Source organism: Pectobacterium sp. CFBP8739 (assembly GCF_013449375.1).
GTDB lineage: Bacteria > Pseudomonadota > Gammaproteobacteria > Enterobacterales > Enterobacteriaceae > Pectobacterium.
This window is the reverse complement of sequence record NZ_JACDRR010000005.1, coordinates 66,066-80,769: the sequence shown is the minus strand read 5'-3', so window position 1 is coordinate 80,769 and position 14,704 is coordinate 66,066. Positions and strand designations below refer to the sequence as shown.

At 55.6% G+C, this 14,704-nt stretch carries 13 protein-coding genes; 6 read left to right on the top strand and 7 right to left on the bottom strand.

Annotated elements, in window-relative coordinates:
• Positions 1–18: 18 nt before the first annotated feature.
• From H0247_RS01120 to H0247_RS01105, 4 genes are all read right to left on the bottom strand, one after another.
• Entirely contained in the window at positions 19–1,287 is a 1,269-nt protein-coding gene (locus H0247_RS01120) for an ABC transporter permease (protein ID WP_180740867.1), read from the bottom strand.
• A 42-nt stretch (positions 1,288–1,329) separates the two neighbouring features.
• A complete protein-coding gene (locus tag H0247_RS01115) occupies positions 1,330–2,409 on the bottom strand; it encodes an ABC transporter substrate-binding protein (RefSeq protein ID WP_180740866.1) in 1,080 nt (359 codons plus the stop codon).
• A 339-nt stretch (positions 2,410–2,748) separates the two neighbouring features.
• Positions 2,749–4,215 (bottom strand): NAD-dependent succinate-semialdehyde dehydrogenase, encoded by a 1,467-nt coding sequence (locus H0247_RS01110; protein WP_180740865.1) that lies wholly within the window; start codon positions 4,213–4,215, stop codon positions 2,749–2,751.
• A gap of 10 nt (positions 4,216–4,225) precedes the next feature.
• Positions 4,226–5,491: a 4-aminobutyrate--2-oxoglutarate transaminase gene (locus H0247_RS01105; protein ID WP_180740864.1), complete on the bottom strand. Its 1,266-nt coding sequence runs from the start codon at positions 5,489–5,491 to the stop codon at positions 4,226–4,228.
• Positions 5,492–5,644: 153 nt separating this feature from the next.
• Between H0247_RS01105 and H0247_RS01100 the strand changes: the two genes are divergently transcribed.
• Positions 5,645–7,138, top strand: coding sequence for a PLP-dependent aminotransferase family protein (locus H0247_RS01100; protein ID WP_180740863.1), 1,494 nt, complete (start codon positions 5,645–5,647; stop codon positions 7,136–7,138).
• A 194-nt stretch (positions 7,139–7,332) separates the two neighbouring features.
• Positions 7,333–8,427, top strand: coding sequence for an ABC transporter ATP-binding protein (locus H0247_RS01095; protein ID WP_180740862.1), 1,095 nt, complete (start codon positions 7,333–7,335; stop codon positions 8,425–8,427).
• A gap of 227 nt (positions 8,428–8,654) precedes the next feature.
• Here the strand turns inward: H0247_RS01095 and H0247_RS01090 are convergent, their stop codons facing one another.
• Positions 8,655–9,278, bottom strand: a complete 624-nt coding sequence (locus tag H0247_RS01090; RefSeq protein ID WP_180740861.1) for a transcriptional regulator — start codon at positions 9,276–9,278, stop codon at positions 8,655–8,657.
• Between the two features lie 270 nt (positions 9,279–9,548).
• Here H0247_RS01090 and H0247_RS01085 point away from each other — a divergent pair, with 270 nt between their 5' ends.
• The 3 genes from H0247_RS01085 to H0247_RS01075 are packed head-to-tail and all read left to right on the top strand — an operon-like array spanning position 9,549 to position 12,613.
• Positions 9,549–10,523 (top strand): threo-3-hydroxy-L-aspartate ammonia-lyase, encoded by a 975-nt coding sequence (locus tag H0247_RS01085; RefSeq protein WP_180740860.1) that lies wholly within the window; start codon positions 9,549–9,551, stop codon positions 10,521–10,523.
• A gap of 9 nt (positions 10,524–10,532) precedes the next feature.
• Positions 10,533–11,474, top strand: a complete 942-nt coding sequence (locus tag H0247_RS01080; protein ID WP_180740859.1) for an ornithine cyclodeaminase family protein — start codon at positions 10,533–10,535, stop codon at positions 11,472–11,474.
• Positions 11,471–12,613 carry a DSD1 family PLP-dependent enzyme gene (locus H0247_RS01075; RefSeq protein ID WP_180740858.1) on the top strand — a complete coding sequence of 381 codons (1,143 nt, stop codon included), beginning with the start codon at positions 11,471–11,473 and terminating at the stop codon, positions 12,611–12,613. Before H0247_RS01080 ends, H0247_RS01075 begins: the two co-directional genes overlap by 4 nt.
• Before the next feature lie 98 nt (positions 12,614–12,711).
• Here H0247_RS01075 and H0247_RS01070 read toward each other — a convergent pair whose 3' ends face one another.
• Together H0247_RS01070 and H0247_RS01065 are read right to left on the bottom strand one after the other, a co-directional pair.
• Entirely contained in the window at positions 12,712–13,188 is a 477-nt protein-coding gene (locus H0247_RS01070; protein ID WP_180740857.1) for an OsmC family protein, read from the bottom strand.
• A gap of 3 nt (positions 13,189–13,191) precedes the next feature.
• Positions 13,192–13,713 (bottom strand): MarR family winged helix-turn-helix transcriptional regulator, encoded by a 522-nt coding sequence (locus H0247_RS01065; RefSeq protein ID WP_180740856.1) that lies wholly within the window; start codon positions 13,711–13,713, stop codon positions 13,192–13,194.
• 62 nt (positions 13,714–13,775) lie between these two features.
• Between H0247_RS01065 and H0247_RS01060 the strand changes: the two genes are divergently transcribed.
• Positions 13,776–14,648: an EamA family transporter gene (locus H0247_RS01060; protein ID WP_180740855.1), complete on the top strand. Its 873-nt coding sequence runs from the start codon at positions 13,776–13,778 to the stop codon at positions 14,646–14,648.
• Positions 14,649–14,704 lie beyond the last annotated feature (56 nt).

Sequence of the window (14,704 nt, the reverse complement as noted above, 5' to 3'; positions counted from 1 at the left end):
AGGTTACGGATAGCGTGCTTAGTGCGCCGCTGCTTCCGCATTGGTGCGCGTCACGCGGATGTACACCACATACAATAGCGTCACGATAACCAGCAGTTGTGTACCCAGCGCGGCCGCCATTCCCCAATTCATCGTGGTATTGGTGAAGAACGCGACAAAATAGCTCAGCATTTGGTCACTCGGCCCGCCCAGCAGCGCTGGCGTAATGTAGTAGCCAATCGCCATCATGAAGACCAGCAGCGCCCCTGCCGTGACACCCGCGTACGTTTGCGGCACATAAACCCGCCAGAAGGCGATAAACGGATGCGCCCCCAGTGAGACGGCCGCCCGCACGTAATTCGGGGAAATGCCTTTCATCACCGCGTACAGCGGCAGAATAAAGAACGGCAGCAGGATGTGGGTCATCGAGATGTAGACGCCAATGCGGTTGAACACCAGCACCAGCGGTTCATCGATAACACCGATGTTCATCAGCGAACGGTTAATCAACCCACCCGACTGTAGCAGTACAATCCAGCTCGCGGTGCGCACGATCAGCGATGTCCAGAACGGCAGCAACACCAGAATCAGCAACAGGTTCGCCCGATTAGATGGCTGTTTCGCCAGCCAATAGGCCAGTGGATACCCTAACCCCACACATAATAGCGTCACCACACCCGCCATCAGCAACGTGCGCAGCAGCACGTCGACATACAGCGCCTGATCGGCAGGCTGCGGGACAATCTGCTGCGTGGTGGCGTCAACTTTATGGTCAAACACGGCCAGCAGGTAATAGCTGGTAAAAGGACGCGCCGCGCGATCGAACGTTCGCCAGGTCGCCAGTTCTCCCCACATCGGCTGCTCGCGTATCAGTTGGTCGCGCATGTCGTTGCTGCCCTCAGCGGGCAGCTTACGCAATGTACGGGTAATCAAGGTACGGAATTCCGCCCCTTCATACCCCAGTCGTTTGGTGATCGTGCTTAATTTGCCGCTGCTGCGGGCATCGCGCAGATCGCCGACCAACGCCCGAAAGACCGCTTCATCCGGCACATTGTTGCCCGACCATTGCCGCATAGCAGCAATGGTCTGTGGCATATTGTCGCGCAATTCCGGATTGGAGACGCTTTTCCCCAAAATCGAGGTGATCGGGAAGAGAAAACTCACCACGATAAACAGAAACAGCGGCGCAATCAGCAGCAGCGAACGCTTCTTATAGGCTCTCTGCGCTAACCACAGTTGCTGCTTCAAGGTCGAATTTTCCTCGTTTCCGCCAGACGGTACAGCGGCGACGACATCGCTTTGGGACATAGGCTCTTTCTCCATCATCACGTACGGTCAACCACTACGGCTTTACTGCGCGGCCCAGGCGTTAAAACGCTGCTCCAGCTCTTCACCGTGATCGATCCAAAACTCAGTATCTACCTGCAATGCCTGTGCCAAATTATCCGGCGCAGTCGGCAGATTGGCAGCGACGGCTGGCGTTAGCAGGCTGGTGGTTTTGACGTGTGTCGGGCCATAAGGAATGTTCTCGGCAAATATTTTTTGGTTTTCCGGCTGGTTGGCAAACGCAATAAACTGCTCCGCCAGCGCCTTGTGCTTGGAGCCTTTGACGATCGCCCAGCTATCCAGATCGTAAATGCTGTCGGCCCAGACGATCTTGAAGTCATGCCCTTCTTTCTGCGCCGCCGAAACACGACCGTTATACGCAGACGTCATCACCACATCGCCCGACACCAGCCATTGCAGCGGCTGTGCGCCAGATTCCCACCACTGAATGTTGGATTTGATCTCATCCAGTTTCTTAAAGGCGCGATCGACCCCTTGCGGCGTCGCCAGTACCTTGTAGAGATCTTCACGCTTCACGCCATCGGCCAGCAGCGCGATTTCCAGCGTAAATTTGGCGCTTTTACGTAACGCACGTTTGCCGGGATACGCTTTCACATTCCAGAAATCGGCCCAGCTTTTCGGTGCCTGCTTCAGCTTCTGAGCGTTATAGGTTAGAACGGTTGACCACAGGAAAATCCCCGCGCCACATTCGGTGACCGCCCCTTTAACAAACTGGGATTGGTCACCGAGCTTTGACCAGTCCAGTGGCTCAAACAACCCTTCACTACAGCCACGCATCAGCTCAGGGCCTTCGACTTCCACCACGTCCCAACCTACCTGTCCGGTTTCCACCATCGCCCGGATACGCGCCATTTCGCCGTTATACTCACCGGCTTCCACCGTACCTTTGCCCGCCGCAGCGAACGGTTTGTAAAATGCCTTATCCTGCGCATCTTTGTTTAAACCGCCGAACGAGATCACCGTGACGGATTCCGCCTGTGCCTGACAGGCCATCGTCACCAGAAAAGCCGTAGCCGCAATTTTTTTCAGCGCCTGACGCTTGAACAGTCCTTTTGCTTTGGAGAGAGTATTAAGTCTGGACATTCTTTTGCTCCTGGAGTGGTAGTCAACGTAAAGGTCAAATGCGTTTCACAATTTTGCCCATTGCACTTTTGATGCATCATGTATCATCGTAATCATGCAAAAAAAGATGAGCATAAATTGTGCCAATTAAAAAATTTTATTGATGTTTTGCTACAGCGGCGGCGGGAACAGTGATGAGAAGTATCAGGGAGACACAACCGCTATCGATACCTGATGCCATTTCACCCTTTTTGCCATGTTGTGGTGCAAATCAGGACTGCCTTGCACCACCTAAACGCATTGCGCGTTTACTATCCGCGTGCCGATATTGACTATCGACACGCGTTTCTTCAAGACGAGCTACCGGGAAAGGTCAACGCAGAGGTATTTCATTTCCAGATAGTCTTCGATGCCAAAGCGTGAACCTTCACGTCCCAGCCCAGACTGCTTCACGCCGCCAAACGGTGCGACTTCATTCGAGATCAGACCGGTATTAATGCCGACCATGCCATAGTCTAGCGCTTCCGGTACCGTCCACTGGCGCACCGCATCACGCGTGTAAACATAGGCTGCTAGCCCAAATTCAGTATCGTTCGCCATCGCAATCGCTTCTGCTTCATCGCTAAAACGGAACAGCGGCGCGACGGGTCCGAACGTTTCTTCGCGGGCGAAACGCATCTCGCGCGTGACCCCACCGACGATGGTTGGCGTGAAGAACGTGCCGCCCAGCTCATGGCGTTTCCCGCCCAGCAGCAGCGTTGCCCCGTGAGATAGCGCATCGGCAATGTGTTGTTCAACCTTACTGACCGCATCAGCATCAATCAGCGGCCCTTGCGTCACGCCTGGTTGCGTACCGTCGCCAACCTTCAATTTGCGTACTTCCTCAACCAGCCGTTCGACCAGCGTTGGATAAATACCGTCCTGCACGTAGATACGGTTGGCACAAACGCAGGTTTGCCCACTGTTGCGGAACTTGGAGGCCAGAATGCCCTTTACCGCCTGCTCCACATCGGCATCGTCGAATACGATAAACGGCGCGTTGCCGCCCAGTTCCAGCGACAGCTTTTTCACTGTTGGCGCGCTCTGCGCCATCAGAATGCGGCCTACTTCCGTCGACCCAGTGAAGCTCAGCTTGCGCACCACCGGACTATCGCACAGCACCTTACCAACCGACTGCGCATCGCCGACGATGATCTGCAACACGCCGCGCGGAATCCCCGCCTGCTGCGCCAGTTCCGCCATCGCCAGCGCGGTAAACGGCGTCTGCTCGGCGGGCTTGACGATCATGGTGCAGCCTGCCGCCAGCGCAGGCCCGACCTTACGGGTGATCATCGCCGCTGGGAAATTCCACGGCGTAATCGCCGCACATACGCCGATCGGCTGTTTAATGACCAGCAGACGCTGTTGCCCCTGTGGCGATTGCAGCACGCTGCCCTCAATACGCTTGGCTTCTTCCGCAAACCAGTCAATGAAGCTGGTCGCATAGGCGATTTCGCCCTTGGCTTCCGCCAGCGGTTTTCCCTGCTCTGCCGTCAACAGCGCAGCCAGGTCATCCTGATTGTCCATAATCAGGCGCGCCCACGCCTGTAACAGCGCGGCACGTTCTTTTCCTGTCTTCTTACGCCATTCAATCAGCGCCCGTTCAGCCGCAGCAATCGCCTGCTCGGTTTGTGACACCGTCACGAGCGGTACCGACCCCAGCACCTCGCCCGTCGCCGGATTGGTCACATCCAGACGTTCACCGTTTTGGCTGTCTTGCCACTCGCCGTCAATCAGGCAGTGTTGACGGAATAAGGTTTGTTGTTTCAGTAACGTTTTCAGTTGCATAGCTTCTCTTCTATCGTGTTAATACGCGCGTCAGAATGCTCATGGCCTTGCTGAACTGATCGTCAGGCACCGTTAACGGATACAGGAAGCGGATCACGTTGCCATGTACACCACAGGTTAGCAGCAGTAGACCCGCTTCCAACGCGTGTTTCTGGAATTGACGTGTTAGCTCTGCCGATGGCTTACCCGTGTTCGGGTCGTTAAATTCTGCCGCCACCATTGACCCTTGCGCGCGAATTGCCACCAGCGCCGGACACTGCACTTTGATATTTTCCAGCGTTTCCACCAGCGCGGCACCGAGACGCTGTGCCCGCTGGCACAATTTCTCGTCTTCAATCACATCCAATACCGCCAGCGCGGAGGCCACCGACAGCGGGTTCCCCGCATAAGTACCGCCCAGCCCGCCCGGCGCAGGTGCGTCCATAACATCAGCGCGGCCGACAACGCCGGAAATCGGGAAGCCGCCGCCCAGGCTCTTCGCCATCGTAATCAGATCGGCTTTCTCTGTGTAATACTCCATCGCAAACAGCTTACCGGTACGGGCAAAGCCTGTCTGCACTTCATCGGCAATCAGCAGGATACCGTGCTCATCACACAGCTTACGCAGCCCGCTAATGAAGGCCGGTGGCGCGACGTTGAAGCCACCTTCACCCTGCACAGGCTCCAGCAGAATGGCAGCCACCTGATCGGCGGCGATGTCGGTATGCATCAAGCGTTCAACGCTTTCCAGCGCCTGCTCAACGGTGATGCCGTGTTGCTCACTCGGATAAAGCGCATGAAAAATGGAACCGGGGAACGGCCCGAATCCTGTGGAATACGGTGCCACTTTGCCCGTTAGCGTCATGGTCAGCAGCGTACGACCATGAAATGCCGCGTTGAAGGCGATGACGCCGGGGCGTTTGGTGTACGCGCGGGCGATTTTCACCGCGTTTTCCACGGCTTCTGCGCCGGTGGTAAAGAACGTCGTTTTTGCCACGCCCTCAATCGGTGCCAGCGCGTTGATGCGTTCGGCCAGCGTAACGTAGCTGCCGTAAGGCACAATCTGGTAGGCCGTATGGGTAAAGCGATCCAACTGCTCGCGCACTGCCGCGACAATCTTCGGGTGGCGGTGGCCGGTGTTCAGCACCGCAATCCCAGCGGCGAAATCGATAAATTCTCGACCTTCCACATCCCACAGCGTGCTGTTTTCCGCACGCTCGGCATAGAAATCACACATGACGCCCACGCCACGCGGCGTGGCGGCCAGACGGCGTTGATTCAGTTCGCTATTCTTCATGGTCTGCTCCGGTATCCCAAACACATCGGTTAGTCGTTGAACGAGGATGAGTCGAACGGTAACGGTTAGTGTAGTTGCAAGATGATGATGTCATTTAGACCCGAGATGGTTCTATAATCCAGTGCCAGTTTTGAATATTTGAAGGATCCACTTTTGCGCTCACTTCTGACTGACTTATTGCTTCAGCGTTTAGCCGACCAGCACGACGGTGCGCTAAACAAACGTTTATATGACTGCATTCGGCTCGCGATTCTCGATGGCGCGATTGCCGCTGGCGAGCGCCTGCCGTCGTCGCGCGATCTGGCACAACAGTTGTCGTTGTCGCGCAATACCGTGCTGACGGCTTATGAACAGCTACTGGCTGAAGGCTATATTGACGCGCGTAAAGGCAGCGGAACCTTCGTTACGGAACAGTTGCCCGATGGCAATATGCAGCCCGTGGACAGTACCAAGGCGGGCGACGTGCGTGAGCCTAAACATGAGCTTTCGCGTCGCGGTATGCATCTGCTGGGTTATGCCGGTGCCTCCGCCCGACAATGGGGGGCGTTTATGCCGGGTATTCCGGATATCGCCAGCTTTCCTCACGACCTATGGCGACGCATTCAAACGCGCCTGACGAAGCGTGTTCGCCCCGAACAGCTCTCCTATTCGCCGATTGGCGGTTGCCCCGAGCTGCAACTCGCCCTGGTGGATTACCTGCGCGTCGCCCGCTCCGTTGAGTGCACGCCGGAACAGATTCTGATTACTGAAGGCACCCATCAGGCGATGGATCTGCTGGCTAAAATGCTGTGCAACCCCGGTGATTTGGCATGGATTGAAGATCCCTGCTATTGGGGAATTCGCAATGTCCTGACGATTAACGGCCTGCGTGTCGCCCCTGTCGATGTCGATGAACAAGGGCTGGCACCGCCGGAAACGCTTGCGCCCGATGCCATCCCGCGCCTGATTTGCGTGACGCCGTCACATCAATATCCACTGGGCGCGGTGATGAGTCTGACACGACGTCAACGGCTGCTGGCACTGGCGCAGGAGCACGGTTGCTGGGTTGTGGAAGATGACTACGACAGCGAGTTCCGCTTCTCCGGCAGTCCGATCCCCGCGCTGCAAGGGCTACAAACGCAGTCGCCGGTGATCTACATCGGTACATTCAGCAAAACGCTCTACCCCGGCCTGCGCGTCAGCTACATGGTACTGCCGCCGCTGCTGGCAACGTCGCTGAAGACAGCCCATTCTGAGCTTTACCGCGGCGGGCACTGGCTCACGCAGGCGACGCTCGCACAGTTTATCCGCGAAGGCCACTACGCTGCACATATCCGCCGTATGCGCCTGCTGTATGCCAGACGCCGCGCACTCTTGACGTCGTTGATTGAGCAGCATCTGGGGGCGGATTACGTCGGGGATAACAGCAACGCTGGGCTACATATGCTGCTCAGCCTGCCTTCCCACATCGACGATGTTGTGCTGAGCGCCGCGATCTTGCGCCGTGGCGTGATGGTTAAACCGCTTTCCAGTTACTACCTGCAACCCACTCAGCAGCGTGGTTTACTGCTGGGTTACGCCAGCGTGGAAGAAGAGCAAATGACACAAGCGTTCGCGGTGATTGTGGCCTGTATTCAAGCGCGGAATACGTCTCATCCGACGGCCTGACCGCATCTCATTTTCATACCCACTCATTCGCACCGCCACGGTGCCATTCGATACCAACACGCCCCATGACGGGGCACCCATTGTGATGAATTAACGCATTTTAGCTTGTCACAGCACGGTATTTTCTGCTTGCGAAGCATCCGGCATGGTTTATGCATTCTTATGAATAACAGTGACTGCCGGAGAGTGAAAAAATGAGAAATTATGTCAGCTTCAGGAATGTTCAGAAGACCTATGACGGCGACCGCCTGATCGTCAAAAACCTGAATCTGGATATTCGTGAAGGTGAATTTCTGACCCTGCTTGGGCCATCCGGCTCGGGAAAAACCACCAGTTTGATGATGCTCGCTGGGTTTGAAACCCCGACGCAGGGGGAAATCCTGTTGCGCGATGCACCGTTGCACCATCTCCCGCCACATCAGCGTGACATCGGCATGGTGTTTCAGAACTACGCCCTGTTTCCGCACATGACCGTGGCAGAGAATCTGGCGTTTCCGTTGTCCATCCGTCGCCTGAACCGTGCCGATATCAAAGAGAAAGTGGATCGGGTACTGGATCGTGTGAAGCTCACCAGTCTGGCCGACCGCTACCCTGCACAAATGTCTGGCGGCCAACAGCAGCGTGTCGCGTTGGCTCGGGCGCTGGTCTTTGAACCCAAATTGGTACTGATGGACGAACCGCTAGGCGCGCTGGATAAACAGCTGCGCGAGCATATGCAGTTGGAAATCAAAGAGCTGCATCAGTCACTGGAGCTAACCGTGGTGTACGTGACTCACGACCAGAGCGAAGCCATGACCATGTCGAACCGCGTCGCCGTGTTCAACGACGGTGTGATTCAACAGATGGACAGCCCCAGCGATATCTACGAAAAACCGGAAAATGCCTTTGTGGCGCAGTTTATCGGCGAAAACAATACGCTGCTTGCCACGCGTGCCGAGGCAGAAGGCGCATTCTATCGGGCAACGCTGGACGATGGCACCTCGCTACGCGCGCTGAAAGTTCGCCCCAGTTCACCGGGCCGAAAAATCACGCTCTGCATCCGTCCGGAACGTATTCACGTCAACGCGGCTCACATCGATGACGGCATGCAGCACGTCAAAGCCCGTATTCAGCAGTTCATCTATCTGGGCGATCACGTCAGGATGATGACGGAAGTGGCTGGCCAGGCGCAGTTTATGGTGAAACTTCCCGCCAGCGAAATCCAGCCACACTGGAAAGCCGGCACCGAAGTCAATCTGTCATGGCAGCCAGAGCACCTGCGCGCGCTGGATAGCATCATTACGCATTAATTAAATGTATTACTGCCACTAAAGAAGAGGTTTTTTCTGTCATATTAGCCTCTGCCAGAAGAACTAAGCGCCAGAAAGACCCTATAGTTGAGGCAATTGGGCCAATTTATAAACCCGCCAAATAACGCCTGATGGTCGTATACATGCCGGTTTGCGACCATTTTATTTAAACCACTATCATATCAGTAACTTGGCGTATCAAAACAATCTAACATTAAACACCGCCCTTAATCCTTCGCATACAAATACACCGACGCCCGTGATACGCCGAGGTGTTGTGCGATGGTTTCCATCGATTTTTTGACTTCCAGCAGACCGCTGTCTCTCAGCTCCTGAAGCAGGATTTTTCTGTCCTGTGCTTTTAGCGCCCGTGGCGTGGTGGCAAGCCGGGCGGCGAAATTGTCGATATGTTGTCTAATCGCCGCCGCGCCGTTGGGTTCCAGATGCTCGGTTACGGCGTCAGAAGCAAGCTGGGTGAACTGTGCCAGCGCATTCTGCATGCCGCGAAACAGCGTCATATCGACGTTTAGGCACAGTGCCGCGACGTAGTCACCTTCCGCATTTTTGATGCCGACCGAGGTGCTTTTTACCGGACGCCCATCGGCAAACTGGTTGGCGTAGTTCGCTAAAATATTAGGAAAGTCAGGCGAGGCGATGCGGGCAAGGCCCAGCTCCGTCGCAGGTGCCCCCACCTCTCTGCCAGAGAGGTTATTGTGAATGGAAAGTATCGCGTGTTCTGGGTTTTTCAGATCGTGCACGACCACTTCACAGAATGGCGCGAACGTCTCACTCAGCCCTTTCGCTATCGCCTCTAACTGCGTCAGCAGCAGACCTTCTCCAGATGCCGCCATATTTCTCTCCCATACCCATACCTGCGCCAGCGCGTTTTCTGGCGCTGAGTGTACTGTAAGTACATTCGATTTAGTACCGCGCCTTAACCCGTGGCACGGACTCATTCCGCCCTTTTCCGCAGCACATGACACCTCTCACGTGGCCGATAAGTTAAAAATAAATCAAATTAGACAATTTATCTAATTTTATATATTTTGTTTATCAGGCATTCGACAGCACCGAGGATAACGGCCTCGGTATTCATAATCACTAACAGCGAGTTTTTAGATATGAACGACTTACGCCTTCCTACCTTCGACGATGTGGTAGCCGCAGCGGAACGTATTGCTGGCTATGCCAATAAAACGCCGGTGATGACATCACGCACGGTCAATGACGCGTTCGGCGCAGAGGTTTTCTTCAAGTGTGAAAACTTCCAGCGTACAGGCGCATTTAAGTTTCGTGGCGCCATGAATGCCTTATTACAATTCACTGACGCGCAAAAAGCGGCTGGCGTGGTCACTTTCTCTTCCGGTAACCATGCGCAGGCGATTGCGCTGGCCGCCAAATTACTCGGCATTCCCGCAACGATTGTCATGCCGCACGATGCCCCCGCGATAAAGATCGCCGCAACACGGGGCTACGGTGGCAACGTGGTGCAATACAATCGGTACACTGAAGATCGTGAGCAGATCGGTAACGATTTGGCGAAAAAGCATGGCCTGACGCTCATTCCCCCTTTCGATCACCTGCACGTTATTGCCGGACAAGGAACAGTGGTGAAAGAGCTATTGGAAGAGACAGGCGAATTGGATGCTTTGTTCGTCTGCGTAGGTGGTGGGGGGCTGCTGGCGGGATCCGCACTTTCCGCCCGTCAGTTGTCTCCACATTGCCTGATTTATGGTGTTGAACCCCTCGCAGGCAACGATGGGCAGCAATCGCTTCGCAGTGGTCATATCGTGCATATCGACACACCGCAAACCATTGCCGATGGCGCACAAATACAGCAACTCGGCCGCTACCCCTTCGCCCTCATTCGCCAAAACGTCGACGATATTCTGACCGTGACGGATGACGAGCTGATTGACACGATGCGGTTTTACGCCGAACGCATGAAGATCGTCGTCGAACCGACGGGCTGCCTCAGCTTTGCGGCGGCACGTAATCTCAGAGACTCACTACGCGGCAAACGCATCGGCATTATTATCAGCGGTGGGAATGTCGATATCAGCCGCTACGGTGCATTTCTGACTGGCAATGCCTAGGGGAAAACGATGATTTTTATTTCTGAAGCAGAATCAGCGGCACTTATCAGCCATGAACTGGCTTATGATGCCATTCGTGAAGCCCTGCTCGCCGCCAGCGAACCGGAAGCACGCAGTTTCCCCGTGGTGCACGGGCACGGTTCCGATGCGGGTAACACTTTCAGCATCAAGGCCTCAGCAACCCATGAACTCGCGGGACTAAAAGTCGGTTCATTCTGGCCGGGAAACCCTGCTAACGGGCTGCCGCGTCATAATTCCTTGATTTTGCTGTTCGATCAACAAATCGGGAGAATCGCTGTCGCGATTGAAGCCGGAAAGGTGAACGCCTTTCGTACCGCCGCCGCCAATGCCGTTGCCGCCGATTTGCTGGCAAGGTCTGATGCCGCCGTTTTGGCCGTGTTCGGCACCGGCAATCAGGCTCGCTATGAGTGCGCCGCGCTGGCAAGAATACGCCCCATTCGTACCGTGCTGATTGTCGGGCGCGATAGCCGCAAATCCGCAGAGATGGCGAAAGAATTCAAGGCAGCAGGACTGGATGCGCGAGTCAGCGATGCCGAAAGCGCGTGCCGTGCAGCGGATATCATCGTAACCGCAACACCCTCACGCGCGCCGCTGTTTAACGCCGAGTGGGTTAACGCCGGAACGCACGTCGTCAGCATGGGATCGGACGCCGTCGGCAAGCAGGAACTGCCGCCCGAGCTATTTACCACTAGCCGCCTGTTTTGCGATCTGCCGTCCCAGTCCCGAATGATCGGTGACTTCCAGCATGCCTCAGCTCAGGTCACGCTGACCGCTATCGGCGACGTGATTAGCGCGCGTGCAGCGGGACGACAAACGCCGGACGACATCACCGTGTTTGACAGTTCCGGTTTGTCCGTTCAGGACTTATATATCGGCCAGCGCATTCTTGCGGCCTGGCAGCAGGCTAAAAACATGGGGGGAATAAAATGAACAATGCTGAGTGGCTTAACGCGCTGGAAACCCCTTTTTTGCTCATTGATGAGTTCCGTTTTCAACGCAATATAGACAGACTTTATCAACGAACGGAAGTGTTGGGCAGCCGAGTTCGACCACATCTTAAAACGCTCCGCTCAATTGAAGCCGGTCGCTATCTGCTCAAAGACGCGACGTCACCCGCGACGGTTTCGACGTTGGCAGAAGCGGAAGCCTTTGCCGCCGCCGGTTATACCAATCTGCTCTATGCCGTAGGGATCGCCCCTCACAAGCTGCCGCGTATCGCCAGCTTAATCCGCAAAGGCGTGGATATTCATATTCTGCTGGATAGCGCAGAACAGGCTCAGGCGGTGACTGACTTTGCCTGCGCCAACAACGTAACGTTTTCGGTCTTTATTGAGATCGACTGTGACGGGCATCGCGGTGGCATCCCACCGGAAAGCGACGCATTACTTGAGCTGGCACAACAGATCGACGGCAACGGCGCGACGCTCACCGGCCTGCTGGCACACGCGGGAGAATCGTACGCCTGCCGTACGGACGAGGCGATCAGGGCAGCCGCGCGTGCCGAATGCAAAGCCATTAACACCGCCGGACAGCGAGTGCGCGCGCTGGGAATTGCCTGCCCCGTGCTCAGCGTCGGGGCCACGCCGACGGCGCACTTTGCCGAGGATTTAACAGGCATCACCGAGGTCAGAGCAGGCGTTTTCACCACATTCGATCTGGTGATGAAAAATGTCGGAGTCTGTTCACTCGACGATATTGCCCTGTCGGTTGTCAGCACCGTGATTGGGCATAATCGTGAAAAAGGTTGGGTGTTTATCGATGCCGGCTGGATGGCGCTTTCCCGCGATCGCGGCACCGCTTCTCAGACAAAAGATTACGGTTACGGGCTGGTGTGCGATCTCTATGGCAGCCCTTACCACGACCTCTGCGTGACGATCACGAATCAGGAGCATGGCATCATCGTGCTACTCGCCGACAGTGGGCTTTCAGTCGACAATTTCCCCGTCGGCACACGGTTGCGGATACTGCCTAACCATGCCTGTGCGACGGCTGCGATGCATCAACATTATCAGGTATTGAAAACCAATACGCATGAGCAGGAAACCTGGCAGCGCATTACCGGATGGTGATGCACGGCTGAGCATCATCGATCACTGCCCGAGCTCAACGCATCGGGCGGTGATACTGTACGGCTCGCATTGCTGTCTGCGTCCTCCCCCCGCTAAGCTCAGCGGTTTGCTCCTAACGTCGGTTCGCAGTTCACGGGGAAGTTCACCGAATGGGCGATGTAGCAGGCATCATGCGCCAGTTCGTGCAACTGGGCGTATTGCTCGGCGGTAGGCTGTTTTTCGCCGCTGAATGTCACCTGCGGACGCAACGTGACATCCAACATCGCCGTTTTTCCCGCTGCATTCACGCCCATGGTTCCTACCGCGTGGTCCTGATAATCATCGACGCAGAAGCGTTTTTTGGCCGCGATCGACAGGAACCACAGCATATGGCAACTGGACAGCGAGGCCACCAACGCCTCTTCAGGATCGACCGCATCTTCCCGTGAAAAAGGCAGCGGCACAACATGCGGTGATGACGAGGCACGCAGCGTAATGCCTCCGTCAAACTGCCACTGGTGCAGTCGGCTGTAGCGGTTATCAATAAAATCTTGCCCATCGCGCTGCCAGCAAATTGACGCATGGTATTCAGACATGGTTCAGTTCCCCTTGTTATGGTTTTCCAGCCCGTGCAGTAGCGCCGCGAGGTTAGCATCAAGCGCAGCCAACACATCGGCAGGCAGTACCGAGAGCACCTGACGCTCGTTCTCAATGTGTGCTTCCACGGCACGGTTAATCAGTTCAAGCCCCGTGTTGGTGAGTTGCACCAGCATGCTGCGCGCATCCTGTTCGTTTTGCACGCGTTCGATAAATCCGCGCGTTTCAAGGCGTTTGAGTCGGTGAGTCATGGTGCCTGACGTCACCATTAATGCAGAAAACAGTTCAGTCGGGCTCAGGCAATGCGGCGCCCCCGCACGCCGCAGCGTCGCCAGCATATCAAATTCCCAACTGCTCAGGTCAAATCTGGAGAAACAGGATTCCAGACACTGTTCCAGAAGCAGCGCACATCGTCCCAAACGACCAATCGGCCCCATCGGGCTGGCATCCAAGTCAGGACGTTCACGTCGCCACTGTTCCAAAATGGCATCCACCGCATCGTATTCGCGAGTCGAATTTTTCATTTATCTTGACTTCAAGGTAATTGTTCAGCATTATCATAATATCTTGAATTGAAGGTAAAGTCATGAACACGATATCCTCACCACACTATTGGCGTGACGTCTTACTCACCGCGCTGGCACCGGCAATTTGGGGGTCGACTTACATTGTGACCTCGCAGATCCTGCCGCCCGATCGTCCTTTTACCGCAGCACTTCTGCGCGTACTCCCCGCAGGTTTACTGTTGTTGCTATTCACCCGACGCTTTCCCGTCAAGCAAGACTGGTGGCGCGTGGTCGTACTGAGCGCCTTGAATATCGGTGTGTTCCAGGCTCTGCTGTTTGTCGCCGCTTACCGTTTACCAGGCGGATTAGCGGCGGTGTTAGGGGCGATTCAACCACTGTTGATCATGGTGTTAACTTGGGTCGTCGATCATCGCTCGCCTAATCAGGTAACGCTATGGTCGGCTGTCGCAGGCGTAGCGGGTACGGCAATCTTGTTGTTGTCACCACAAACAACATTTGAACCCGTAGGCATCGCCGCTGCACTGTTAGGGGCAGTTTGTATGGCAACGGGCGTGTGGTTGACACGTCGTTGGCGAATCGACCTTCCCATACTACCGCTTACGGGTTGGCAACTTTTTCTCGGCGGGATCATGCTGGCGCCGGTCGCTTGGCTGGTCGATGCGCCGCTCCCAGTATTGACGCTGCCACAATGGGGAGCCTACGCTTACCTGTGTCTTGCGGGGGCGGTACTGGCTTATGGGCTGTGGTTTCGTGGTGTATCCCGTCTACCAACCGTTGCGGTTGCGTCATTGGGGTTGCTGAGTCCGTTGACTGCTGTGGTGCTAGGCTGGGCGTTGCTTTCCCAGTCAATGACTGGCACCGCACTCTTAGGTTTAGCGATTGTACTGACGAGTGTTTTCGCCGTGCAGTGGACGATGGCGCGAAGCAAGTAATCAACGAAAAACTGCCGATGACGATCGTTGTTGGCAGGGAAAGATGAAAAGGAAGG

Excerpts from the sequence above, each read along its gene's own strand:
- H0247_RS01120 (WP_180740867.1), bottom strand. The coding sequence starts at position 1,287 with ATGTCCCAAAGCGATGTCGTCGCCGCTGTACCGTCTGGCGGAAACGAG.
- H0247_RS01115 (WP_180740866.1), bottom strand. The coding sequence starts at position 2,409 with ATGTCCAGACTTAATACTCTCTCCAAAGCAAAAGGACTGTTCAAGCGT.
- H0247_RS01110 (WP_180740865.1), bottom strand. The coding sequence starts at position 4,215 with ATGCAACTGAAAACGTTACTGAAACAACAAACCTTATTCCGTCAACAC.
- H0247_RS01105 (WP_180740864.1), bottom strand. The coding sequence starts at position 5,491 with ATGAAGAATAGCGAACTGAATCAACGCCGTCTGGCCGCCACGCCGCGT.
- H0247_RS01095 (WP_180740862.1), top strand. The coding sequence starts at position 7,333 with ATGAGAAATTATGTCAGCTTCAGGAATGTTCAGAAGACCTATGACGGC.
- H0247_RS01090 (WP_180740861.1), bottom strand. The coding sequence starts at position 9,278 with ATGGCGGCATCTGGAGAAGGTCTGCTGCTGACGCAGTTAGAGGCGATA.
- H0247_RS01085 (WP_180740860.1), top strand. The coding sequence starts at position 9,549 with ATGAACGACTTACGCCTTCCTACCTTCGACGATGTGGTAGCCGCAGCG.
- H0247_RS01080 (WP_180740859.1), top strand. The coding sequence starts at position 10,533 with ATGATTTTTATTTCTGAAGCAGAATCAGCGGCACTTATCAGCCATGAA.
- H0247_RS01075 (WP_180740858.1), top strand. The coding sequence starts at position 11,471 with ATGAACAATGCTGAGTGGCTTAACGCGCTGGAAACCCCTTTTTTGCTC.
- H0247_RS01070 (WP_180740857.1), bottom strand. The coding sequence starts at position 13,188 with ATGTCTGAATACCATGCGTCAATTTGCTGGCAGCGCGATGGGCAAGAT.
- H0247_RS01065 (WP_180740856.1), bottom strand. The coding sequence starts at position 13,713 with ATGAAAAATTCGACTCGCGAATACGATGCGGTGGATGCCATTTTGGAA.
- H0247_RS01060 (WP_180740855.1), top strand. The coding sequence starts at position 13,776 with ATGAACACGATATCCTCACCACACTATTGGCGTGACGTCTTACTCACC.